This window comes from Citrobacter sp. RHBSTW-00859, assembly GCF_013729795.1.
Classification (GTDB): Bacteria; Pseudomonadota; Gammaproteobacteria; order Enterobacterales; family Enterobacteriaceae; genus Citrobacter; species Citrobacter braakii.
Genome location: NZ_CP056284.1, coordinates 1,342,562 through 1,366,274 on the forward strand (window position 1 = coordinate 1,342,562; position 23,713 = coordinate 1,366,274).

Genomic DNA, 23,713 nt, shown 5'->3' on the forward strand with positions numbered 1-23,713 from the left:
CAGTAGCGATTGCCACGCTTAATAATATTCGGGATGGAACAACCGTTGGTATGTCTCGTTTGTATCACAGTCTGTGTCACATTTTCACCTATTAAGGCCTGAGACACACCAACGTATTGTTTTAGAAGAAGTTGAAGCTGACCGATAAGACGGGTATAGTTCATCAGCACGGCGGTAAAGATGATCACAGCCGCAAGGCACAGCAGGGGCAGTGTCAAGCCGTAGTCGTAGCCATCCGCCGCGGTGAACGAGAACCAATTGATGCCGTTCATAAACCAGTCCGGAAAGCCGTACAGCCAGGTGCCTTTGGTGGCGTACACCAGCAGACCGTAGTAAACGTTCAACGTGGCGATGGTAATGATGATGGCCGGAACGCGCAGCCAGTAGACCAGGAAGCCATTAATAAGTCCCAGCAGCAGACCCACTGCAATCGCGATGATTAACGCCAGCGCGAAGTTGCCGCCGTGGCCAATAACCCAACTAGCCATCGCATACTGGGCTATCGCGGTCATCGCCGGAAATGAGATGTCGATCCCGCCGGAAATCAGTACCACAAACAGCCCGCAGGCAAGGATGCCGAGAATCGCATAGCTGGTAGCCACATCCGTCAGGTTCCCCAAAGACAAGAACTCATCGGTGCTGATGCTCAGCCCAACGGCAAGGGCCACAACCAGCAGGCCCAGCCAAAATTCATGTTGCCCGATTAAACGGGAGAGATGCATCTTATTCATTGATTACCTCGACCACTTCAGCAATCTCCTCTTCACGGCACTGATGAGGATTAAATTCCGCGACCAGCCTGCCGCGACGCATCACCAGCACGCGGTGGCTGTTGTAATACGCTTCCGGGATTTCATCGCAAATCATCAGCACCGCCATACCCTGTTCCGCCAGATCGCGGGCTATCTGGTAAATACCCTCTTTGTTGGCGATATCTACGCCTACGGTAGGGGAGTCGAGGATCAGGATGCGGGGATTAGTCGCCACCCATTTGGCAATGGCGATACGCTGGGCATTACCGCCGGAAAGGGTTTTAACCGGCAGGTGTGGATCGGACACTTTGATATTCAGCTCGCGGATCAAGTCGGCGACCAGCTTTTGCGCTTTACGGTGATCGAGCAGGCCGCTGCCGGTATGCAGTTGATCAAACACCGTGACGATGGTGTTGTCGTAGATCGACTGCTCCATAATCAGCCCTTGCGTCAGGCGATCTTCTGAGACGTAGCCGATCCCATGTTTGATGGCATCATGGTTATTGCGAAGAGTGACCGGCTGGCCGTTAATGCGAATCTCACCGCTTTCTGGGTGCGTCATGCCAAACAGGCTCAGACAAAGTTCGGTGCGTCCGGCGCCCAGCAGGCCCACAATGGAGACAATCTCGCCGCCGTGCAGCGACAGATTAATGTTTTGGTATTTGCCTCTGCGGCTGAGGTTGCGCAGCTCCAGCAGGGGCTCTTGCTCAATAGCGGGTCTTTCCGGCAGCGGGCTATAGTGGAAGCGTTGTCCGGTCATCAGGAAAGCCAGCTCGTGGCTGTCGAGTTCGCTGGCAGGATAAGTGCCCACCAGTTTGCCGTCGCGCATCACGCTGATGCGGTCAGCCACTTCCATCACTTCATCCAGACGGTGGCTGACAAACACTACACAAATTCCGGCAGCTTTTAGTTCGTTAACGACCCGTAGCAGGCCATTAACCTCCTGACGGGTTAGTGAGGCGGTGGGCTCGTCCATAATCACCAGACGCGCATCGGCGGCAATCGCCCGGCAAATGGCGACCAGTTGTCGGTCGGCAATCGAGAGTTTTTCAACCTTTTTATCGGGATCGATGTTCACACCGATGCGCTTCATGGCTGCCAGCGCCTGCTGCTTCATGGCGCCACGACGTACCCAGATATCGCCACCGGGCAGATAGCGGTTGACCGCGATATTCTCCGCGACGCTAAAGTTAGGGAACAACGACAGGTCCTGATAAATAACCTGAATGCCATAATGGGAAGAGAGCTGCGGCGTCAGGTGATGGAACAATTTGCCATCGAGTAAAATCTGCGCGCCTTTTTCCGGATGATAAACTCCGGAGATCACTTTAATAATGGTACTTTTACCACAGCCGTTTTGACCCGCCAGACAGTGAACTTCGCCTTTTCTCAGCGTCAGATTCACGTTATCCAGCGCCAGCACGCCCGGGAATTGTTTGCTGATATTCTCAAGAGTGATAAATGCGGTGGTGTCTGCCATGGACAATACCCCTGCGAGCGCCCGGATGGACGCTGAGTGTTAGTTTGGTTGATAGCGCCGGCCAGACGGCCGGCGTTAAGGTTCCCTGGTGTTGGCTAAAGCCTTAGAAACCAAGTGATTGTGCGTTGTCTTTGGTGACTTCGAGGATCTTGTTAAAGCGGATCACTTTCTTCTCCGTGTCGATATCGGCTTTCCCTAAACCATCGATACTCAGGTCGGCGTTAACTTCTTTGCCCTGCAACAGCTGATCGGCAACCGTTACCAGCGCGTAGCCCGCGTCTTTTGGATCCCACAGCAGCGCTTTTTTGATATCACCGCGCATCAGGTAAGGTGCAGCCTGTGCTGGCATTGCGATCCCGACAACGGCGATTTTATCTTTGGCGCGTTTTTTCTGCACAGCCTGACCCGCACCGATTGGACCCAGCGAGCCGAAACCGATAATGCCTTTCATCTGCGGATAGGTTTTCATCAGGTCCAGCGTCGTGGCGTAGGATTTATCGATGCTTTCCGCAACCGGCAGACGTGAAGTGACCTCAAACATTTCCGGATATTTTTCTTTCTGGTACTTAATTGCATAATCCGCCCACGCGTTATGCAGCGGCACCGTCAGTGAACCGACATAGATGGCGTAACCCCCTTTGCCGCCCATGTTTTTTGCTAACTCATCGACGTTGGCCTGTGCGTATTTTTCACTATCGATGGTTTCGATATCCCATTGGCCAATTTGCTCATCCGGGGATTCGTGCGTCAGAACGACAATGCCTTTATCGCGCGCTTTTTTCAGTACTGGCTCAAGGACCTTGGCGTCATTCGGTACCACGATGATGGCGTTGACGTTTTTGGCGATCAGATCTTCAATCACTTTGACCTGCTGTGCCGGATCCGGCGTGGAAGGCCCGGTCTGGTAAGCATTCACATCCAGTTTTTTTGCTGCTTCATTAACACCGGTTTCCATCCGGTTAAACCACGGAATCCCGGTGACTTTGGCAACCACAGCAATTTCATATTTTTCCGCCGCAAAGGACGTGCCGGACAACATGCATGCAGAAACCAGGGTTGCACTGAGTAATGCGAGTTTGAATTTCATAGTTGTACCTTTCGTAGGGGGCAGGACATGTCACGGCGTGAAGTTAACAACGAATGGAAGAGGTAATGAATTACAAGTTTGGTGAATGTGATCTATGCCCATTATTGTAATTTTATGGAAAATAAACGGTTAAATATTAGTTAAATTTGCACGGAAATACACTCAGGGATTTAAATTCAGTGTTAACAAAACATTAAAATGAAACCATAAATTAACAAATTGTTATCATTTTACTTAAGTTGTGGCGACAAAAAGGTATTTGGGAGGATGTTGCTGAAGAAGAAATTGTTGAAATTGAGAACTGAATCGATACCGGAAAAGGGGGCTCAACATTTTTTCGTTCAATGGTATCCTCAGCACACTTTCGCCAAACACGGCATCATTATTTGTGGCGGTGTAGATTTTTCTCGTGGAGAACTCATGCAAGGCGTTAAACGTATCATTATGACGTTGTTTCTCGCGATCCTGTCCTTTGGCGCAGGTGCGCATCCCCACAGCTTTATCCATTTGAAAACCGAGATAGTGAGCGAGAATGACCAGTTCGTCGCGCTAAAAATGCGCAGGACGATGGATGAAATCACCTCGGCAGATCTGCTTTACGATGCGGGAAATGCCAAACCTGGTGATGAGATCTGGAAAAAACTGGCGGCAGAAGTGATGGCCAACGTCCTCGGGCAGCACTATTTCACCGAAGTGTGGCACGACGGGAAAAAGGTAAAGTTTAAAAACAGGCCGACGGAATATGGCATGGAGCGTGAAGAACATCAGGCAGTGCTGACGTTCGTGTTGCCGCTGGCAGAAGCTCAGCCGCTGAGCGGTCAAAAATATACCATTTCAACCTTCGACCCCACCTACTACGTTGATATGAGCTATGACAAAGACAGCGATGCCAGGCTGGCGCAGGCCATAAGTCAGCAATGCCGTATTTCAGTACATACGCCGACGCCGAATGAACAAATGCTGAGCTTTGCGCAGTCGCTGGATAAAGAAGACGCACCGCCGGAGGATATGGAATTGGGTAAACAGTTTGCACAGACGGTGACGCTGCAATGTCCGTAGTTTATCAACAACGCGCCGCCAGACGCCGCTGGCTCACGCTATGGCCGCTGGCGGTGTTTTTACTGCTGGCTGCAGTCGGCATACTGTGGCTATGGCAGGCCTGGCCGCAGGTGATGATGAAAAGTGTCGTCTGGCAGCGTGACGTTAACCAGCAGATGAGCGGTTTGCTGAAAGCCGTTGCCGCCAATCCGGCCCAGGCCGGGGGATCGCTGCTGCTGTTTAGTTTTCTCTATGGTGTGCTGCATGCGTTGGGACCAGGACATGGAAAAGTCGTCATTACCACCTGGCTGGCAACGCATCCCTCGAAGCTGAGGTCGAGTATTGGCCTGACGCTGGCCTCATCTTTATTACAGGGACTGGTCGCCATCGGGCTGGTGGTTGTGGTGCTCACCATTTTGCAGTTGCCTGCACGACAGCTACATATGAGTAGTTTCTGGCTGGAGAAAGGGAGTTATGCGCTGGTTGGCGTGTTGGGCGTTTTATTGTGCGTCCGTGCGCTGAAGAAATTGCGCCAGTTACTGCGTCGCCCGAAATTTATCGCCTTCACGCCGCACCATGTGCATCACGAGGGATGTGGCTGTGGGCATCAGCATTTGCCTGATCCTGAACAGCTGCAAAGCGGTGATGACTGGCGCGCCCGGCTGATGATCGTTTTGTCTATGGGAATGCGGCCATGCTCCGGGGCAATTATGGTTTTACTGTTTAGCAAAGTGGTTGGCGTTTTTAGCTGGGGTATGGCGTCGGCGCTGGCGATGGCGGCAGGAACCTCTTTGACGATTACGTCACTGGCTTTGCTGGTACACAGTTTCCGCTCGCTGGCGGTGAGACTTAGCGGACATAAAGCGCCGGTGCTGTGGCGACAGATTGGCTGGACGACGCTGGCATTAGCCGGTGGTGCGGTGCTGATTGCTGCTGCGGTAGTGATGTGGGTGAGCGCGGTGCCGGTGGGGCGAGGGATTAGACCGTTTTAATCAAAGCCGGATGGCGGCTTCGCCTTATCCGGCCTGTATCAACACGTAAGCCCGGTAGCATGACACCACTGGGCTGTACTGAATTAACGCTTCAGCGCGTCGCTCAGTTCGTCACGCATGTTAGCCAGCATGGCTTTCACTACGCGCGGATTACCTGCAACGATGTTGCCAGTAGCCATGTAGTTATGACCGCCGGTGAAGTCGCAAACCAGTGCGCCTGCTTCACGAGCAATCAGCTCACCTGCGGCGAAATCCCATGGTTTCAGACCGATTTCGAAGTAACCGTCAACGCGTGCAGCGGCAACGTAAGCCAGATCCAGCGCAGCAGAACCTGTGCGGCGGAAGTCAGCGCACTCGGTAAACATCTTGCCAAGAATTTTCATGTAAGAAGTGGCGTGCTGTTTCGCTTTGAACGGGAAACCGGTGGCGATGATGGTACCGTCCAGATCGCGTGAAGTGCTGCCACGCAGACGGTAGCCGTTCAGCTGTGCGCCCTGGCCGCGGGTTGCGGTGAACAGTTCGTTACGCATTGGATCGTAAACAACGGCGACTTCAGTACGGCCTTTAATGCGTACTGCGATGGAAACCGCGAAGTGCGGCAGACGTTTTACGAAGTTGGTGGTGCCATCCAGTGGATCGATAACCCATTGAACATCCTGATCTTCACCAACATGCTCACCGCTTTCTTCGGTGATGATGGTGTGCTGTGGGTAAGATTTGCGAATTGTTTCGATAATAATCGCTTCGGCGGCTTTATCGACGTTAGTCACGAAATCATTGCTGCCTTTCTGGCTGGTTTCTACAGAGTCTGGCGTTTCGTAGTGTTTGGCAATTACATTACCCGCCTTGCGCGCTGCGCGCACGGCGATGGTCAGCATCGGATGCATCGGTCTCTCTCACTGGATGTTAAAGAACGGGAAAACGGCGCAGAGTATAGCAGCGAGTTCGGAATATGTCTTCGTTTTATGATAATATGCCCGAATAATCTTTAGCCGAAGAAATACAATGCTGCAAAATATTCGAATCGTGCTGGTGGAAACCTCTCACACTGGCAACATGGGCTCTGTGGCCCGCGCAATGAAAACCATGGGTTTAACTAATCTGTGGCTGGTAAATCCACTGGTTAAACCGGACTCCCAGGCCATCGCCCTGGCGGCTGGTGCCAGCGATGTGATCGGCAGCGCGCAGATCGTCGATACTCTCGATGAAGCGCTGGCGGGTTGCAGCCTGGTAGTGGGTACCAGCGCGCGCTCCCGTACGCTGCCGTGGCCGATGCTGGATCCGCGTGAATGCGGTTTAAAAAGCGTCTCTGAAGCAACGAACTCGCCGGTGGCGCTGGTGTTTGGACGTGAACGCGTTGGCCTGACCAACGAAGAGCTGCAGAAGTGCCATTATCACGTCGCCATTGCCGCGAACCCGGAATACAGCTCGCTCAACCTGGCGATGGCGGTGCAGGTCATCTCTTATGAAGTTCGCATGGCCTGGCTGGCAACGCAGGAAAGCGACAAGACCGCAGAATACGAAGAAGCTGAGTATCCGCTGGTCGATGATTTAGAGCGTTTTTACGGTCATCTGGAACAAACGCTGCTGTCGACCGGGTTTATCCGCGAAGGACATCCGGGGCAGGTGATGAACAAGCTGCGCCGTCTGTTCACTCGTGCGCGTCCTGAGAGCCAGGAGCTGAACATTTTGCGCGGAATTTTAGCTTCTATAGAGCAGCAGAATAAAGGCAAGTAAGCGTCTTGATGCCGGATGGCTGCACGATTTCCAGGCCGGATTAGCGAAGCGCCATCCGGTAAATGAAAAATGGCACTGAAGGTTAAATACCTGACTAAATTAGTCAAGTAAATAGTTGACTGATTTAGTCGGGAATGTCAGACTTGCCCCTGCTATGCAATACCCCCATTTTACAATAAAAAACCCCGGGCAGGGGCGAGTTTGAGGCTAAGTAAGACATGAGACTGACATCAAAAGGGCGTTATGCCGTGACCGCAATGTTGGACGTTGCGCTCAACTCCGAAACGGGCCCGGTACCGTTGGCTGATATTTCTGAACGTCAGGGAATTTCCCTGTCATATCTGGAGCAGCTGTTTTCCCGTTTGCGTAAAAACGGTCTGGTTTCCAGCGTACGTGGACCAGGCGGCGGGTATCTGCTGGGTAAAGATGCCGGCAGCATCGCAGTAGGTGAAGTGATTAGCGCTGTTGACGAGTCTGTAGACGCGACCCGTTGCCAGGGCAAAGGCGGTTGTCAGGGCGGCGATAAATGCCTGACCCACGCGCTGTGGCGCGATCTGAGCGATCGTCTGACCGGTTTCCTCAACAACATTACGTTGGGCGAACTGGTGAATAATCAGGAAGTCCTGGATGTGTCTGGTCGCCAGCACACACATGACGCTCCACGCAGTACCCGCACGCAAGACGCTATCGACGTCAAACTGCGTGCCTAATAAAAATTACGCAATATCTTCTGGTTGCATTAAGGCAGCCAGAAAGATGAAGCGTAAAAAGTATTTCAGAATCAGGCCGGGGTGCCAGACGCCCCGTTAACTCGGTCGTACATCCAGCCGGTTGCCTGATTCCTTGCATTGAAGCGATGTACGGAGTTTATAGAGCAATGAAATTACCGATCTATCTCGACTACTCCGCAACCACGCCGGTGGACCCGCGTGTTGCCGAGAAAATGATGCAGTGTCTGACCCTGGACGGAAACTTTGGTAACCCAGCTTCCCGTTCACACCGTTTCGGCTGGCAAGCTGAAGAGGCGGTAGATATCGCCCGCAATCAGATCGCTGATCTGGTCGGTGCCGATCCGCGTGAAATCGTCTTTACTTCCGGTGCGACGGAATCCGATAACCTGGCGATTAAAGGTGCAGCCAACTTTTACCAGAAAAAAGGCAAGCACATCATCACCAGCAAAACCGAACACAAAGCCGTGCTGGACACCTGCCGTCAGCTGGAGCGCGAAGGGTTTGAAGTGACCTACCTCGCCCCACAGCGTAACGGCATTATCGACCTGAAAGAACTTGAAGCGGCAATGCGTGACGACACTATTCTGGTCTCCATCATGCACGTTAACAACGAAATCGGCGTGGTACAGGATATCGCAACCATCGGCGAAATGTGCCGTGCCCGCGGTATCATCTATCACGTTGATGCGACCCAGAGCGTGGGCAAACTGCCTATCGATCTGAGCCAACTGAAAGTTGACCTGATGTCCTTCTCCGGCCACAAAATCTATGGTCCGAAAGGTATCGGCGCGCTGTACGTTCGTCGTAAACCGCGTATTCGTATTGAAGCGCAGATGCACGGCGGCGGTCACGAGCGCGGTATGCGTTCCGGTACGCTGCCTGTGCACCAAATCGTTGGGATGGGTGAAGCTTACCGTATCGCCAAAGAAGAGATGGAAACCGAGATGGCGCGCCTGCGCACTCTGCGTAACCGTCTGTGGAACGGCGTGAAAGATATGGAAGAGGTGTACCTCAATGGTGACCTCGAGCAGGGCGCGCCGAACATTCTCAACGTTAGCTTCAACTTTGTTGAAGGCGAGTCGCTGATTATGGCGCTGAAAGACCTGGCTGTATCCTCCGGTTCTGCATGTACCTCTGCAAGCCTGGAGCCATCCTACGTGCTGCGCGCGCTGGGGATGACCGACGAGCTGGCACATAGCTCAATTCGTTTCTCTTTAGGTCGTTTCACTACCGAAGAAGAGATTGACTACGCCATCAATCTGGTTCGCAACTCCATTGGCCGCCTGCGCGACCTTTCCCCGCTGTGGGAAATGTTCAAACAGGGCGTGGATTTGAACAGTATTGAATGGTCTCATCACTAATTCGGCGCACATAAGGAGAATTCAACATGGCTTACAGCGAAAAAGTAATCGATCATTACGAGAATCCACGTAACGTGGGCTCTTTTGACAACAGCGACGAGAACGTGGGCAGCGGCATGGTGGGTGCACCGGCCTGTGGCGACGTGATGAAGTTGCAGATCAAAGTCAACAATGAGGGTATCATTGAAGACGCGCGTTTCAAGACTTACGGCTGCGGTTCCGCTATTGCCTCCAGCTCTCTGGTTACCGAATGGGTAAAAGGGAAATCTCTGGACGAAGCACAGGCGATCAAAAATACCGATATCGCCGACGAGCTTGAACTGCCACCAGTGAAAATTCACTGCTCGATTCTGGCTGAAGACGCGATTAAAGCCGCGATTGCGGATTACAAAAGCAAACGTGAAGCAAAATAATTAAGAGTTGAGGTTTTATTATGTCGATTACCTTAAGCGACAGTGCAGCAGCGCGTGTAAATACCTTCCTGGCAAACCGCGGTAAAGGGTTTGGTCTGCGTCTGGGCGTGAGAACCTCCGGCTGCTCAGGTATGGCTTATGTACTGGAATTTGTTGACGAGCCGGCGGCTGAAGATACCGTGTTTGAAGACAAAGGTGTAAAAGTCGTGATCGACGGTAAGAGCCTGCAATTCCTCGACGGTACGCAGTTAGACTTCGTCAAAGAAGGTCTGAACGAAGGGTTTAAGTTCACTAACCCGAACGTGAAAGACGAATGTGGATGCGGCGAAAGCTTCCACGTGTAACGCGCTTACTGATAACCCCACCGTGGTCGCCTGCGCGTGGGGTTTGTTTTACCTGACTCTCTGGTTTTGCCTCATCGAACAACAGAGAATCGATGCCCTGAGAATGTTATGGACTACTTCACCCTCTTTGGCTTACCGGCCCGTTATCAGCTCGATACTCAGGCGCTGAGCCTACGTTTTCAGGATCTGCAACGTCAGTATCATCCTGATAAATTCGCCAGCGGTTCTCAGGCGGAACAACTTGCTGCGGTTTCGCAGTCCGCCACTATCAACCAGGCCTGGCAAACGCTGCGTCATCCTTTGATGCGCGCCGAATACTTGTTGTCTTTACACGGCTTTGATATCCGCAGCGAGCAGCACACGGTGCGCGATACCGCGTTTCTGATGGAACAGCTGGAGCTGCGCGAAGAGCTGGACGAGATTGAACAGGCAAAAGACAATCAACGGCTGGATGCGTTTATGCAACGCGTCAGCGAAATGTACAACGTTCGCCATCAACTGATGGTTGAACAGCTGGATAGCGAGACGTGGGACGCAGCGGCAGATACCGTGCGTAAGCTGCGTTTTCTCGATAAACTGCGAAGCAGTGCAGAACAACTCGAAGAAAAACTGCTCGATTTTTAATTTCCGGAAGCGAAAATGGCCTTATTACAAATTAGTGAGCCTGGTCTGAGCGCCGCGCCGCACCAGCGTCGTCTGGCGGTCGGTATCGATTTAGGCACCACCAACTCCCTGGTTGCGACCGTACGCAGCGGCCAGGCCGAAACGCTGGCAGATCATGAAGGTCGCCACCTGTTGCCGTCAGTGGTTCACTATCAGCAGCAGGGCTACTCGGTCGGTTACGATGCCCGCGCCAATGCTGCGCTGGATACGGCAAACACCGTCAGCTCGGTAAAACGCATGATGGGCCGCTCTCTGGCGGATATCCAGGCGCGTTACCCACATCTGCCTTATTCATTCCAGGCGAGCGAAAACGGCCTGCCGATGATTGAAACCGCTGCCGGTTTGCTTAATCCGGTGCGCGTATCCGCTGACATTCTGAAAGCGCTGGCCGCGCGGGCAACCGAATCGTTGTCCGGCGAACTGGATGGCGTAGTGATCACCGTTCCGGCTTACTTTGACGATGCACAGCGTCAGGGGACGAAAGACGCCGCGCGTCTGGCGGGCCTGCACGTATTGCGTCTGCTGAACGAACCGACCGCTGCGGCGATCGCTTATGGCCTGGATTCCGGTCAGGAAGGCGTGATCGCGGTCTATGACCTTGGCGGCGGTACTTTTGATATTTCTATTCTGCGCCTGAGTCGCGGCGTGTTCGAAGTGCTGGCGACCGGTGGTGATTCCGCGCTCGGCGGCGACGATTTTGACCATCTGCTGGCCGATTACATTCGCGAGCAGGCGGGCGTTGCCGATCGCAGCGATAACCGCGTACAGCGCGAACTGCTGGATGCCGCGATTGCAGCGAAAATCGCACTCAGCGACGCCGATTCTGTGACGGTTAACGTGGCGGGATGGCAGGGTGAAATCAACCGTGAAACCTTTAATGAACTCATTTCCGCACTGGTTAAACGTACGCTGCTGGCCTGCCGCCGTGCGCTGAAAGATGCGGGCGTTGAGCCGCAGGATGTGCTGGAAGTGGTAATGGTCGGTGGTTCAACGCGCGTGCCGCTGGTACGTGAACGCGTCGGTGAATTCTTTGGCCGTACGCCGCTGACCTCTATCGACCCGGACAAAGTGGTCGCTATCGGTGCGGCAATCCAGGCGGATATTCTGGTCGGGAATAAACCGGACAGCGAAATGCTGCTGCTGGACGTTATCCCGCTGTCTCTGGGACTGGAAACCATGGGCGGTCTGGTGGAGAAAGTGATCCCGCGTAACACCACTATCCCGGTGGCGCGTGCGCAAGACTTCACCACGTTTAAAGATGGCCAAACCGCGATGTCCATTCACGTGATGCAAGGCGAGCGTGAGCTGGTGCAAGACTGTCGTTCACTGGCGCGTTTTGCGCTGCGCGGTATCCCGGCGTTGCCGGCAGGCGGCGCGCATATCCGCGTGACCTTCCAGGTCGATGCTGATGGGCTGCTGAGCGTCACCGCTATGGAGAAATCCACCGGCGTTGAGTCCTCGATTCAGGTCAAACCGTCCTACGGTCTGACCGACAGTGAAATCGCCTCCATGATTCAGGATTCGATGAGTTTTGCCGAGCAGGACGTTAAAGCTCGTATGCTGGCAGAACAGAAAGTCGAAGCGGCACGCGTACTGGAGAGTTTATCCGGTGCGCTGAACGCTGATGCCGCGCTGTTAAGCGCCGCAGAACGTCAGGCTATCGACACCGCCGCCGCGCACTTGAGCGAGGTAGCACAGGGTGACGATGTTGACGCGATAGAACAAGCCATTAAAAACGTAGACAAACAAACCCAGGAATTCGCCGCTCGCCGTATGGACAAATCCGTCCGTAGCGCGCTGAAAGGCCATTCCGTGGACGAGGTTTAATATGCCAAAGATTGTTATTTTGCCTCATCAGGATCTCTGTCCCGATGGCGCAGTTCTGGAAGCTGAGACCGGCGAAACCATTCTCGACGTTGCCCTGCGTAACGGTATCGAGATTGAACACGCCTGTGAAAAATCCTGTGCCTGCACGACCTGCCACTGCATCGTACGTGAAGGTTTTGATTCTTTGCCGGAAAGCACAGAAGAAGAAGACGACATGCTGGATAAAGCCTGGGGACTGGAGCCGGAGAGCCGTTTAAGCTGTCAGGCACGGGTAACCGAGGACGATTTAGTGGTCGAAATCCCACGTTACACAATCAATCATGCACGTGAGCATTAACAGAGGGTAGTATGGGACTGAAGTGGACCGATAGCCGCGAAATCGGCGAGGCGCTGTACGACGCGTTCCCCGATCTCGATCCCAAGACCGTTCGTTTCACCGATCTGCACCAATGGATCTGTGACCTGGAAGAGTTCGATGATGATCCACAGGCATCGAACGAAAAAATCCTTGAGGCCATTTTACTGGTCTGGCTGGACGAAGCCGAATAAGTCAACGGGCTGCCCACGGGTGGCCCGTTTTCCTGTATGCGCGAAATAAGGATAAATAAAATGACAGAAGCCATGAAAATTACGCTTTCCACGCAACCCGCTGACGCTCGCTGGGGTGAAAAGGCGACATACAGCATTAATAATGACGGTATTACCCTGCACCTGAACGGAAAAGATGATCTCAGCCTTATCCAGCGCGCCGCGCGTAAAATTGACGGCCTGGGTATTAAACATGTCCAACTGGATGGTGAAGGCTGGGATACCGAACGTAGCTGGGCGTTCTGGCAGGGTTACAAAGGACCAAAAGGCACCCGCAAAGTTGAGTGGGCCGCTCTGGACGAGGCGCAGCGCAAAGAGCTGGATAACCGTCTGAAGATTATTGACTGGGTGCGCGATACCATTAACGCACCTGCAGAAGAGCTGGGCCCGGAACAGCTGGCGCAACGCGCGGTAGACCTGCTGTGCGGCGTGGCCTGCGACAACGTCTCGTACCGTATCACCAAAGGTGAAGATCTGCGCGAGCAGAACTACATGGGGCTGCATACCGTGGGTCGAGGCTCTGAACGTCCGCCGGTGCTGCTGGCGCTGGATTACAACCCGACTGGCGACAAAGAAGCTCCAGTTTATGCCTGCCTGGTTGGCAAGGGAATTACCTTTGACTCCGGCGGATACAGCATCAAGCAAAGCGCATTTATGGACTCAATGAAGTCCGATATGGGCGGTGCGGCAACGGTCACCGGCGCGCTGGCGTTTGCCATCACCCGTGGCCTGAACAAGCGTGTGAAGCTGTATCTGTGCTGCGCGGATAACCTGATCAGCGGCAACGCCTTTAAGCTTGGCGATATCATTCACTATCGCAACGGTAAAAAAGTTGAAGTGATGAATACCGATGCTGAAGGGCGTCTGGTACTGGCCGATGGCCTGATCGATGCCAGCGCGCAAAAACCTGAATTGATCATTGATGCTGCCACGCTGACCGGCGCGGCGAAAACCGCACTGGGCAACGATTACCACGCGCTGTTTAGCTTTGATGACCAACTGGCCGCGCGTTTGTTGGCAAGTGCGGCGCAAGAAAACGAGCCGTTCTGGCGTTTGCCATTGGCAGAGTTCCACCGTAGCCAACTGCCGTCAAATTTTGCCGAGCTGAACAATACCGGCAGTGCGGCCTACCCGGCGGGTGCAAGCACCGCGGCGGGCTTCCTGTCCCATTTCGTGGAAAATTACCAGCAAGGCTGGCTGCACATCGATTGCTCTGCAACCTATCGCAAAGCGCCGGTTGAGCAGTGGTCTGCGGGCGCAACCGGTCTGGGTGTGCGCACCATCGCGAATCTGCTGACCGCATAATTCATGACTGTATTGCCGGATGGCGCTACGCTTATCCGGCTTACATGTATTCATCCAATTTGTGATACTTATGTCCGAAACAAAAAATGAATTAGAAACGTTGCTGGAGCAAGCAGCGACAGAGCCTGCGCATCGTCCGGCATTTTTCCGTACATTACTGGAATCCACCGTCTGGGTGCCGGGTACTGCCGCAGAAGGCGAGGCGGTAGTAGAAGACAGCGCCCTCGACCTTCAACACTGGGAAAAAGAAGACGGCACTACCGTGATCCCGTTCTTCACCTCCCTGGAAGCCCTGCAACAGGCGGTTGAAGATGAGCAAGCATTTGTCGTTATGCCGGTGCGTACGCTATTTGAAATGACGCTTGGCGAAACGCTCTTTCTCAACGCTAAACTGCCGACCGGCAAAGAGTTTATGCCGCGTGAAATCAGCCTGCTGATGGGGGAAGAGGGTAATCCGCTAAGCACCCAGGAAGTACTGGAAGGTGGTGAATCGCTGATCCTTTCTGAAGTCGCCGAACCTCCGGCGCAGATGATTGACTCACTGACCACGCTGTTTAAAACCATTAAGCCGGTAAAACGCGCATTTCTCTGCTCAATCAAAGAAAGTGCGGAAGCCCAGCCGAATCTGCTGATTGGTATTGAAGCTGAAGGTGATATTGAAGAGATCATCCATGCTGCGGGTAGCGTCGCGACCGATACGTTGCCGGGTGATGAACCCATTGATATCTGCCAGGTGAAGAAAGGTGAGAAGGGCGTGAGTCACTTTATCACTGAGCACATCGCACCGTTCTACGAACGCCGCTGGGGCGGTTTCCTGCGCGATTTCAAACAGAACCGGATTATCTGAGTGAAGGAAAGCCGCCACGAAGGATAATACCTCGCGCACTGAATAATTTTGCCGCTAACTCAGTTGGCTTTTTCTCCCTCAAAAGGGAGTATTAGTGCGCTACGATGAGCCTGCTTTGCTAAAGCAGCACAGCCTGCTGGAAAGGCCGAGAACCGGACCGGTACAAAAAAACCGCTCATTGAGCGGTTTTTTTGTGGGTGAAAAAGATGAGTAAATGAGAATTTATTGAGTCTCAGCCGGTTCTACCGGTAAATCGTTACGCGCGCCCCATTCGCTCCATGCGCCGTCATACAATGCGACGTTAGAAACGCCCAGCGTGGCAAGCGCCAGCACAACCACCGCCGCCGTGACGCCTGAGCCGCAGCTGGCGATAATGGGGCGGTCAAAGCTTACGCCATGGCTGAAGAAAATAGCATCCAGTTCGTCGGTAGTTTTCAGTTCACCGTCACGAACCAGTTCTGTCCACGGTACGTTAAGCGCACCAGGCACATGGCCACGCTTGAGGCCCGGACGCGGCTCGTCAACTTCGGCATTAAAACGCGCAGCCGGTCGGGCATCGACGATCTGCGCCGTTTTTTCATGACTGGCCAGCAGTACGTCGGTAACGCGCACAACCGCTTCAGGCGTAAATGCCACGTTAAATTCACCTTCCGGTAAATCCTCATTTCCTTCTTTGAGCATTAGCTCATCGCGCTGCCAGCCAGCCAGACCGCCCGCCAGAATGGAGACATTCTCGACACCAAATGTCCGCAGCATCCACCATGCGCGAGGCGCGGAAAACAGGTTGCCGTCATCGTAGACAACCAGGTGTTTATCCTGATGAACGCCCAATTCGCGCATCGCTACGGCAAAGGCTTCCGGTCGCGGCATCATATGCGGTAGCGGTGACGTTTGGTCGGAAAGCGCTTCAATATCAAAAAAGACTGCGCCAGGAATATGGCCCGCGCGATACTCCTCGCCAACATCGCGATCTTCCTGTCCTGGAGGTGCCATCCGGGCATCAAGAATTTGTATTTCCGGGTCGTCAATGTGTTCGGCAAGCCAGTCGGCAGCGACAAAAAAGGCGGTGGTCATAGGCATCTCCATTTTTACCAGGTTTTGGCAAATTGTCGGATGTTTAGGGCAATGCGACAAGTAAAAGAGGCTGATTTGTCAGGCGAATCCACATTAATCACGAAAAAATAGGACAACGTAGGACAGTTACTGGCTTCCAACGCCGAAAATCTGACGCATAATAGTTGTTCTACGTAGCTAACGGGCCACTACGGCCAGGGATGAAAAATGAAACATTTACGCGTAGCGGCCTGTATGCTGATGCTGGCACTGGTTGGGTGCGATAATAATAACGAAAAATCACCGACGGCTGCGAAGCCTGATGCGCCTGCACCGCAGACTGCGCCAGCAAAAGATAAGGCCCAATTACAAAAGCTGATTCAGCAAAGCCAGGGTAAGTCGCTGACGCTGCTTGATGCCTCAGAGGTCCAACTCGACGGCGCGGCAACGCTCGTTTTGACCTTTTCCATTCCCCTCGATCCGGAACAAGATTTTTCTCGCGTAGTGCACGTTGTTGATAAAAAAAGCGGAAAAGTGGATGGTGCCTGGGAGCTGGCGCCAAATCTAAAAGAGCTACGCTTACGCCATCTCGAACCTAACCGGGAACTGGTGGTTACCATTGAGCGTGATTTGCTGGCGCTGAATAAAGCGACTTTCGCTATCGATTATGAAAAAAACATTACCACCCGCGACGTCCAGCCAAGCGTAGGGTTCGCTAGTCGCGGCTCGCTGCTGCCGGGAAAAGTGATTGAAGGGTTACCGGTGATGGCCCTTAATGTTGATAGCGTGGATGTGAACTTCTTTCGCGTGAAGCCTGAATCGCTTGGTGCGTTTGTCAGCCAGTGGGAATACCGTAATTCGTTGTCAAACTGGGAGTCAGACAATCTGCTGAAAATGGCGGAACTGGTTTATACCGGACGCTTTGACCTCAATCCTGCGCGTAATACCCGAGAGAAGCTGCTACTGCCACTGAGCGATATTAAGCCGTTGCAGCAAGCAGGCGTTTACATTGCGGTGATGAATCAGGCCGGACACTATAACTACAGCAATGCTGCTACGCTGTTTACGCTCAGTGATATTGGTGTCTCTGCGCACCGTTACCACAATCAACTGGATGTCTTTACGCAGAGTCTGGAAAACGGCGCTGCGCAGCAGGGTATTGAGGTCACGTTACTCAACGAAAAAGGGCAGACACTGGCGCAGGCTACCAGCGACGCGCAGGGTCACGTCAAGCTGGAAACCGATAAAGACGCGGCCTTATTGCTGGCCCGTAAAGACGGGCAAACCACGCTGCTGGACCTGAAGCTCCCGGCGTTGGATCTGGCTGAATTTGATATTGCCGGCGCGCCGGGATACAGCAAGCAGTTCTTTATGTTTGGCCCCCGAGACCTCTATCGCCCTGGCGAAACGGTGATCCTCAACGGATTACTGCGAGATAGCGACGGCAAAACGCTGCCTGACCAGCCGGTGAAGTTGGAGGTCGTTAAGCCCGACGGACAGGTGTTACGCTCGGTAGTGAGCCAACCGGAAAACGGTCTGTATCGCTTTAGCTGGCCGCTGGACAGCAGCGCGCCAACCGGCATGTGGCATATTCGTGCCAATACTGGCGACAACCAGTCGCGGATGTGGGATTTCCACGTCGAAGATTTCATGCCTGAGCGGATGGCGCTCAATCTCACTGCCAATAAGATGCCGGTGGCTCCAACTGATGAAGTGAAGTTCTCGGTGGTGGGCTACTACCTGTACGGCGCGCCCGCCAACGGCAATGCTCTGCAAGGGCAGCTTTTCCTGCGCCCGTTGCGGGAAGCGGTGCAGGCATTACCGGGGTTCCAGTTTGGTAATATTGCCGAAGAAAATCTTTCTCGCAGCCTCGATGAGGTTCAGTTGACGCTGGATGACCACGGTCGCGGCGAAGTGACTACCAACAGCCAATGGCAGGAGACGCATTCTCCGTTACAGGTGATTCTGCAAGCCAGCCTGCTGGAGTCGGGTGGCCGTCCGGTGACGCGTCGGGTTGAACAAGCCATCTGGCCTGCGGATACGCTGCCAGGTATTCGTCCGCAGTTTGCGGCGAGAGCCGTTTATGACTACCGCACCGATACTACCGTCAATCAGCCTGGCGTTGATGAAAACAGCAATGCCGCTTTTGATATTGTGTATGCCGATGCGCAAGGCGAGAAAAAAGCGGTGTCCGGTTTACAGGTGCGTTTGATCCGTGAACGCCGTGATTATTACTGGAACTGGTCTGAAGGCGAGGGCTGGCAATCGCAGTTCGATCAAAAAGATCTGGTTGAGGGTGAGCAGACCCTGGATCTTAAGGCCGATGAGACCGGTAAAGTCAGCTTCCCTGTCGAGTGGGGGGCCTATCGCCTGGAAGTGAAAGCTCCGAATGATGCGGTGAGCAGCGTTCGCTTCTGGGCTGGTTATAGCTGGCAGGATAACAGCGACGGCAGCGGGGCAGTGCGTCCCGATCGCGTGACCCTGAAACTGGATAAACCCGGCTATCGTCCCGGCGATACCATGAAGCTACACATTGCCGCACCCGCTGCAGGCAAAGGTTACGCGATGGTGGAGTCCAGCGAAGGCCCGCTGTGGTGGCAAGAGATAGACGTACCGACGGATGGTCTTGATATCTCCATCCCGGTCGATAAAACCTGGAATCGCCATGACTTGTATCTCAGCGCGCTGGTGGTTCGTCCTGGCGACAAGTCTCGTTCGGCAACGCCAAAGCGGGCAGTCGGCTTACTGCATTTGCCGTTAGGCGATGAAAACCGTCGTCTGGCGCTGGCGCTGGAAAGTCCGGCGAAAGTGCGTCCAAATCAGCCGTTGACCGTCAAGATTAAAGCCAGTGTTAAAAATGGCGATGTGCCAAAACAGGTTAACGTGCTGGTCTCAGCCGTTGACAGCGGGGTGTTGAACATTACCGATTACGCCACGCCGGATCCCTGGCAGGCGTTTTTCGGGCAAAAACGCTATGGCGCGGATATTTATGATATTTACGGCCAGGTGATCGAAGGGCAAGGACGTCTGGCGGCGCTGCGCTTTGGTGGTGATGGCGATGAGTTAAAACGCGGCGGCAAGCCACCGGTTAATCACGTCAATATCGTGGCGCAACAGGCGCTGCCGGTGACGCTTAACGAGCAGGGCGAAGGTACGGTGACGTTACCAATTGGTGATTTCAACGGCGAGCTGCGGGTAATGGCGCAAGCCTGGACGGCGGATGACTTTGGCAGTAGCGAAAGCAAAGTGATTGTCGCCGCGCCGGTAATTGCTGAACTGAACATGCCGCGCTTTCTGGCGGGGGGCGATACCTCGCGCCTGACGCTGGACGTGACCAACCTGACTGACAAACCGCAAACGCTGATTATTAATCTCGCGGTCAGCGGTTTACTGGAGCTGATGGGGCAAGATCCCGCCCCGGTGAATCTGGCGCCAGGCGTACGGACTACGCTGTTTATTCCGGTGCGTGCGCGGGAGGGCTTTGGCGATGGCGAAATTCAGGCGCAAATTAGCGGTCTGAATCTACCGGGTGAAACGCTGCCTGTTCAGTATAAACAGTGGAAAATTGGCGTGCGACCGGCGTTCCCGGCGCAAACTGTTAATTACGGCGTCGCAATTCAGCCGGGCGCAACCTGGCAGCTTCCGGACGAAGAACTGACGAATTTCTCTCCTGTGACGATGCAGGGACAACTGCTGTTCAGCGGTAAGCCACCGCTGAATCTGGCGCGCTATATCCGTGAACTGAAAGCTTACCCTTACGGTTGTCTCGAGCAAACGGCGAGCGGGTTGTTCCCATCCTTATACACCAATGCCGCGCAGTTGAAGGCGTTAGGTATCGCGGGCGACAGCGATGAAAAACGCCGTGCGGCAGTAGAGATTGGCATCTCTCGTTTACTGCAAATGCAGCGTGATAACGGCGGTTTTGCGCTGTGGGATAAGAACGGGTCGGAAGAGTACTGGCTGACCGCGTATGTGATGGATTTCCTCGTTCGTGCGAATGAACAGGGCTATAGCGTTCCGGCAGAGGTGATTAACCGGGGTAACGAGCGGCTGCTGCGCTATTTGCAGGATCCGGGCATGATGTCGATTCGCTATACCGACGACGCATCAGCAAGCCGGTTTGCTGTACAGGCCTACGCCGCGCTGGTGCTGGCTCGTCAGCAGAAAGCCCCGCTCGGCGCGCTGCGTGAGATCTGGGAGCGTCGTGCACAGGCGGCTTCCGGTTTACCGCTGATGCAACTGGGGATAGCGCTGAAAAACATGGGCGACGCCAACCGCAGTGAACAAGCGTTGACGCTGGCGCTGAATACGCCACGTCGCGATGCGCAGCAGTGGATGGCGGATTACGGCAGTCAGCTACGTGACAACGCGCTGATGCTGGCATTGTTGGAAGAGAACAAGCTTAAACCTGAAGTGCAGAATACGCTGCTGAACACCTTGTCAGAACAGGCCTTTGGGCAGCGCTGGCTCTCTACTCAGGAAAACAATGCGCTGTTCCTTGCCGCGCGTACGTTACAGGACTTGCCTGGCTCGTGGCAGGCGCAAACGTCACTCTCTGAACAGGCGTTAGCCGGGGAGAAATCACAAACGCGTAATCTGGATGCTGACGCGCTGTCTACGCTGAACGTCACCAATACCGGTAATCTGCCGCTGTGGCTGCGTCTGGATGTGAGTGGTTACCCGCAAACCTCGCCGACGCCTGCCAGCAACGTTCTGCACATTGAGCGTCAGATCCTGGGGCTCGACGGGAACAGCAAAGCGCTGGATTCTCTGCGCAGCGGCGAACTGGTACTGGTCTGGCTGGAGGTGAAAGCCAGCCAGAACGTACCGGATGCGCTGGTGGTTGACTTACTGCCAGCCGGCCTGGAGCTGGAAAACCAGAATCTGGCCAACGGCAGCGCCAGCCTGCAGGACAGCGGCAGCGAGGTAGCGAATTTGCTCAATCAGATGCAGCAGGCGGATATCCAGCACGTTGAGTTCCGTGACGATCGCTTTGTCGCCGCGGTAGCGGTCAACGAAGGACAGCCGGTGACGCTGGTCTATCTGGCGCGGGCGGTAACGCCGGGGACCTATCAGGTTCCTGTGCCGCAGGTGGAGTCAATGTATGTTCCGCAGTGGCGCGCGACCGGTGCGACAGAGGGGCTTTTGATTGTCAGACCGTAAATGATGCGCGGGTTGGGGAAACGCGGCTGCTGGCTCTGGCTGGCAGCCGTTGCGCTATTGCTGGTAGCGGTGGTTTGGGCGGCAGATAAAATCTGGCCGCTGCCGCTTCACGAAGTCGATCCGGCACGTGTCGTGGTGGCTTACGATGGTACGCCGCTATGGCGCTTCGCCGACGCGGACGGTATCTGGCGTTATCCGGTGACTATTGATGAGGTGTCCCCCCGTTACCTTGAGGCGTTAATCAACTACGAAGACCGCTGGTTCTGGAAACATCCCGGCGTCAATCCGTTTTCAGTGCTGCGCGCGGCATGGCAGGACCTCTCCTCAGGTCGTGTCGTTTCAGGCGGCAGTACGCTCACCATGCAGGTCGCACGATTACTCGATCCCCACCCGCGAACTTTCGGCGGCAAGTTCCGCCAGCTCTGGCGCGCATTGCAGCTGGAATGGCATCTTTCTAAGCGCGACATCCTGACGCTATATCTTAACCGCGCGCCGTTTGGCGGCACGCTGCAGGGCGTGGGGGCGGCGAGCTGGGCCTACCTTGGTAAATCACCCGCACAGTTGAGTTATTCCGATGCCGCGCTGCTGGCCGTGTTGCCGCAGGCACCGAGCCGTCTGCGCCCGGACCGCTGGCCGGATCGCGCTGAAGCGGCGCGCAATAAAGTGCTTGAGCGCATGGCGACGCAGGGCGTTTGGCCTGCCAGAGTGGTGCAGGAGTCACGCGAAGAACCGGTCTGGCTGGCGCCCAGACAAATGCCGCAGCTAGCGCCGTTATTCTCGCGCATGATGCTGGGAAAAAGCCGGAGCGATAAAATCGTGACCACCCTTGACGCCGGATTGCAGCGCCAACTGGAAGAGCTGGCGCAAAACTGGAAGGGCCGCTTACCTGCGCGCAGTTCGCTGGCGATGATTGTGGTCGATCACACTGATATGAGCGTGCGTGGCTGGGTGGGGTCGGTAGATATGAATGACGACTCCCGCTTTGGCCATGTGGATATGGTGAATGCGATCCGCTCGCCGGGCTCGGTGCTGAAGCCGTTTATCTATGGTCTGGCGTTGGATGACGGATTAATTCATCCTGCTTCGTTGCTGCAGGATGTACCGCGTCGAACCGGAGATTATCGACCAGGGAATTTTGACAGTGGTTTTCATGGCCCGGTGAGTATGAGCGAAGCGCTGGTGCGCTCGCTGAATTTACCCGCCGTACAGGTACTTGAAGTCTATGGCCCGAAGCGTTTTGCCGCATCGTTACGTAACGTTGGCTTACCGCTGTATCTGCCCGCAGGTGCCGCACCAAATCTGTCGCTGATTTTGGGCGGGGCAGGGGCCAGACTGGAAGACATGGCGGCGGCGTACAGTGCCTTTGCCCGTCAGGGAAAAGCGGGAAAACTGCGCCTGCAGCCAGACGATCCACTGCTGGAGCGTCCGTTGATGTCGGTAGGCGCGGCGTGGATTATTCGCCGCATTATGGCTGACGAAGCGCAACCGCTGCCGGATAACGCGCTGAGCAGAGTGGTTCCGCTGGCGTGGAAAACGGGTACCAGTTATGGCTATCGCGATGCGTGGGCGATTGGCGTTAACGCCCGTTATGTGATGGGGATCTGGACCGGCAGACCCGACGGTACGCCGGTGGTGGGCCAGTTTGGCTTTGCCAGCGCCGTGCCGCTGCTCAATCAGGTCAACAATCTTTTGCTCTCTCGCGGGACAAATCAGCCGGAGGATCCGCGCCCTGAATCCGTTAGCCGCGGCGTAGTGTGCTGGCCGGGCGGGCAGTCACTTGCGCCCGGAGACAGCAACTGTCGACGCCGTCTGGCAACCTGGCTGCTGGAGGGCAGCCAGCCGCCCACGTTGTTATTGCCCGAACAGGAGGGCGTGAGTGGCATTCGTTTCCCCGTCTGGCTGGATGATGAAGGCAAACGTGTGGCGGCGGATTGCCCGCAGGCGCGCGAACAAACGTTAATCGTCTGGCCTTTACCGCTGGAGCCATGGCTGCCGGAGTCAGAGCGCCGTGGGGCGAGATTACCGCCGGTTTCTGTCACGTGTCCGCCGCTGGGGCAGGATGCTTCGCTGCCGTTGCAGTTGACAGGGGTTCGTGATGGCGCGATCGTGAAGCGTTTACCCGGTTCTGCGCTGGCCTCATTGCCAGTACAAACCAGCGGTGGGACTGGCGATCGCTGGTGGTTTCTTAACGGTGAACGGCTGGATGAACGCGGACGCCGTCTTACGCTACGGCTGGCGACCAAAGGGGATTATCAACTGCTGGTGATGGATGACGCCGGACAGGTGGCGACGGTGAGATTTTCGTTGCAGTAGACCACCAGGTGACTTTTGT

The 23,713-nt window shown here is 54.8% G+C and carries 19 protein-coding genes and 1 pseudogene; 15 read left to right on the forward strand and 5 right to left on the reverse strand.

Annotated features, from left to right (window positions below):
- Positions 1-134 precede the first annotated feature (134 nt).
- The 3 genes and pseudogenes from HV302_RS06590 to HV302_RS06600 all read right to left on the reverse strand — a co-directional run.
- Positions 135-731, reverse strand: a pseudogene (locus tag HV302_RS06590) (ABC transporter permease); the annotation flags it as partial.
- Positions 724-2,232, reverse strand: coding sequence for a sugar ABC transporter ATP-binding protein (locus tag HV302_RS06595; RefSeq protein ID WP_016154014.1), 1,509 nt, complete (start codon positions 2,230-2,232; stop codon positions 724-726). The pseudogene HV302_RS06590 and the gene HV302_RS06595, both read right to left, overlap by 8 nt.
- A 103-nt stretch (positions 2,233-2,335) precedes the next feature.
- Complete coding sequence (locus tag HV302_RS06600) at positions 2,336-3,319, reverse strand: autoinducer 2 ABC transporter substrate-binding protein (protein ID WP_003037665.1); 984 nt, start codon at positions 3,317-3,319, stop codon at positions 2,336-2,338.
- 420 nt (positions 3,320-3,739) lie between these two features.
- On the opposite strand from HV302_RS06600, the gene HV302_RS06605 reads away from it, so the two are divergent.
- Both HV302_RS06605 and HV302_RS06610 read left to right on the forward strand, forming a co-directional pair.
- On the forward strand, positions 3,740-4,378 hold the full coding sequence (locus HV302_RS06605; RefSeq protein ID WP_181627072.1) for a DUF1007 family protein: 639 nt from the start codon (positions 3,740-3,742) through the stop codon (positions 4,376-4,378).
- A complete protein-coding gene (locus HV302_RS06610; RefSeq protein WP_049041547.1) occupies positions 4,369-5,349 on the forward strand; it encodes a nickel/cobalt transporter in 981 nt (326 codons plus the stop codon). Before HV302_RS06605 ends, HV302_RS06610 begins: the two co-directional genes overlap by 10 nt.
- Positions 5,350-5,432: 83 nt before the next feature.
- Here the strand turns inward: HV302_RS06610 and suhB are convergent, their stop codons facing one another.
- Positions 5,433-6,236 carry an inositol-1-monophosphatase gene (suhB, locus tag HV302_RS06615; RefSeq protein ID WP_016154011.1) on the reverse strand — a complete coding sequence of 268 codons (804 nt, stop codon included), beginning with the start codon at positions 6,234-6,236 and terminating at the stop codon, positions 5,433-5,435.
- A gap of 118 nt (positions 6,237-6,354) precedes the next feature.
- On the opposite strand from suhB, the gene trmJ reads away from it, so the two are divergent.
- From trmJ to sseB, 11 genes are all read left to right on the forward strand, one after another.
- Positions 6,355-7,086, forward strand: coding sequence for a tRNA (cytosine(32)/uridine(32)-2'-O)-methyltransferase TrmJ (gene trmJ / locus HV302_RS06620; protein ID WP_016157139.1), 732 nt, complete (start codon positions 6,355-6,357; stop codon positions 7,084-7,086).
- 218 nt (positions 7,087-7,304) lie between these two features.
- Entirely contained in the window at positions 7,305-7,796 is a 492-nt protein-coding gene (gene iscR, locus HV302_RS06625) for a Fe-S cluster assembly transcriptional regulator IscR (RefSeq protein ID WP_005120405.1), read from the forward strand.
- A 167-nt stretch (positions 7,797-7,963) separates the two neighbouring features.
- The gene (gene iscS / locus HV302_RS06630; RefSeq protein WP_016154009.1) at positions 7,964-9,178 is read left to right on the forward strand and encodes a cysteine desulfurase; all 1,215 of its coding nucleotides are present in this window, start codon (positions 7,964-7,966) and stop codon (positions 9,176-9,178) included.
- Positions 9,179-9,204: 26 nt separating this feature from the next.
- Positions 9,205-9,591, forward strand: coding sequence for a Fe-S cluster assembly scaffold IscU (iscU, locus tag HV302_RS06635; protein ID WP_002913991.1), 387 nt, complete (start codon positions 9,205-9,207; stop codon positions 9,589-9,591).
- 20 nt (positions 9,592-9,611) lie between these two features.
- A complete protein-coding gene (gene iscA, locus HV302_RS06640; RefSeq protein ID WP_003835203.1) occupies positions 9,612-9,935 on the forward strand; it encodes an iron-sulfur cluster assembly protein IscA in 324 nt (107 codons plus the stop codon).
- A 108-nt stretch (positions 9,936-10,043) separates the two neighbouring features.
- Positions 10,044-10,559 carry a co-chaperone HscB gene (gene hscB, locus HV302_RS06645; RefSeq protein WP_016154008.1) on the forward strand — a complete coding sequence of 172 codons (516 nt, stop codon included), beginning with the start codon at positions 10,044-10,046 and terminating at the stop codon, positions 10,557-10,559.
- A gap of 15 nt (positions 10,560-10,574) precedes the next feature.
- Positions 10,575-12,425, forward strand: a complete 1,851-nt coding sequence (hscA, locus tag HV302_RS06650; RefSeq protein WP_019077384.1) for a Fe-S protein assembly chaperone HscA — start codon at positions 10,575-10,577, stop codon at positions 12,423-12,425.
- Between the two features lies 1 nt (position 12,426).
- A complete protein-coding gene (gene fdx, locus HV302_RS06655) occupies positions 12,427-12,762 on the forward strand; it encodes an ISC system 2Fe-2S type ferredoxin (RefSeq protein ID WP_003037690.1) in 336 nt (111 codons plus the stop codon).
- A gap of 11 nt (positions 12,763-12,773) precedes the next feature.
- On the forward strand, positions 12,774-12,974 hold the full coding sequence (gene iscX, locus HV302_RS06660) for a Fe-S cluster assembly protein IscX (protein ID WP_003037694.1): 201 nt from the start codon (positions 12,774-12,776) through the stop codon (positions 12,972-12,974).
- A 60-nt stretch (positions 12,975-13,034) separates the two neighbouring features.
- Positions 13,035-14,318 carry an aminopeptidase PepB gene (pepB, locus tag HV302_RS06665; protein ID WP_016157137.1) on the forward strand — a complete coding sequence of 428 codons (1,284 nt, stop codon included), beginning with the start codon at positions 13,035-13,037 and terminating at the stop codon, positions 14,316-14,318.
- Between the two features lie 70 nt (positions 14,319-14,388).
- Entirely contained in the window at positions 14,389-15,165 is a 777-nt protein-coding gene (sseB, locus tag HV302_RS06670; protein WP_016157136.1) for an enhanced serine sensitivity protein SseB, read from the forward strand.
- Positions 15,166-15,387: 222 nt separating this feature from the next.
- Here sseB and sseA read toward each other — a convergent pair whose 3' ends face one another.
- Positions 15,388-16,239, reverse strand: a complete 852-nt coding sequence (sseA, locus tag HV302_RS06675; protein WP_181627073.1) for a 3-mercaptopyruvate sulfurtransferase — start codon at positions 16,237-16,239, stop codon at positions 15,388-15,390.
- Positions 16,240-16,446: 207 nt separating this feature from the next.
- Between sseA and HV302_RS06680 the strand changes: the two genes are divergently transcribed.
- Positions 16,447-21,381 carry an alpha-2-macroglobulin family protein gene (locus HV302_RS06680; protein ID WP_181627074.1) on the forward strand — a complete coding sequence of 1,645 codons (4,935 nt, stop codon included), beginning with the start codon at positions 16,447-16,449 and terminating at the stop codon, positions 21,379-21,381.
- On the forward strand, positions 21,382-23,694 hold the full coding sequence (gene pbpC / locus HV302_RS06685) for a peptidoglycan glycosyltransferase PbpC (RefSeq protein WP_181627075.1): 2,313 nt from the start codon (positions 21,382-21,384) through the stop codon (positions 23,692-23,694).
- Positions 23,695-23,713: the final 19 nt, after the last annotated feature.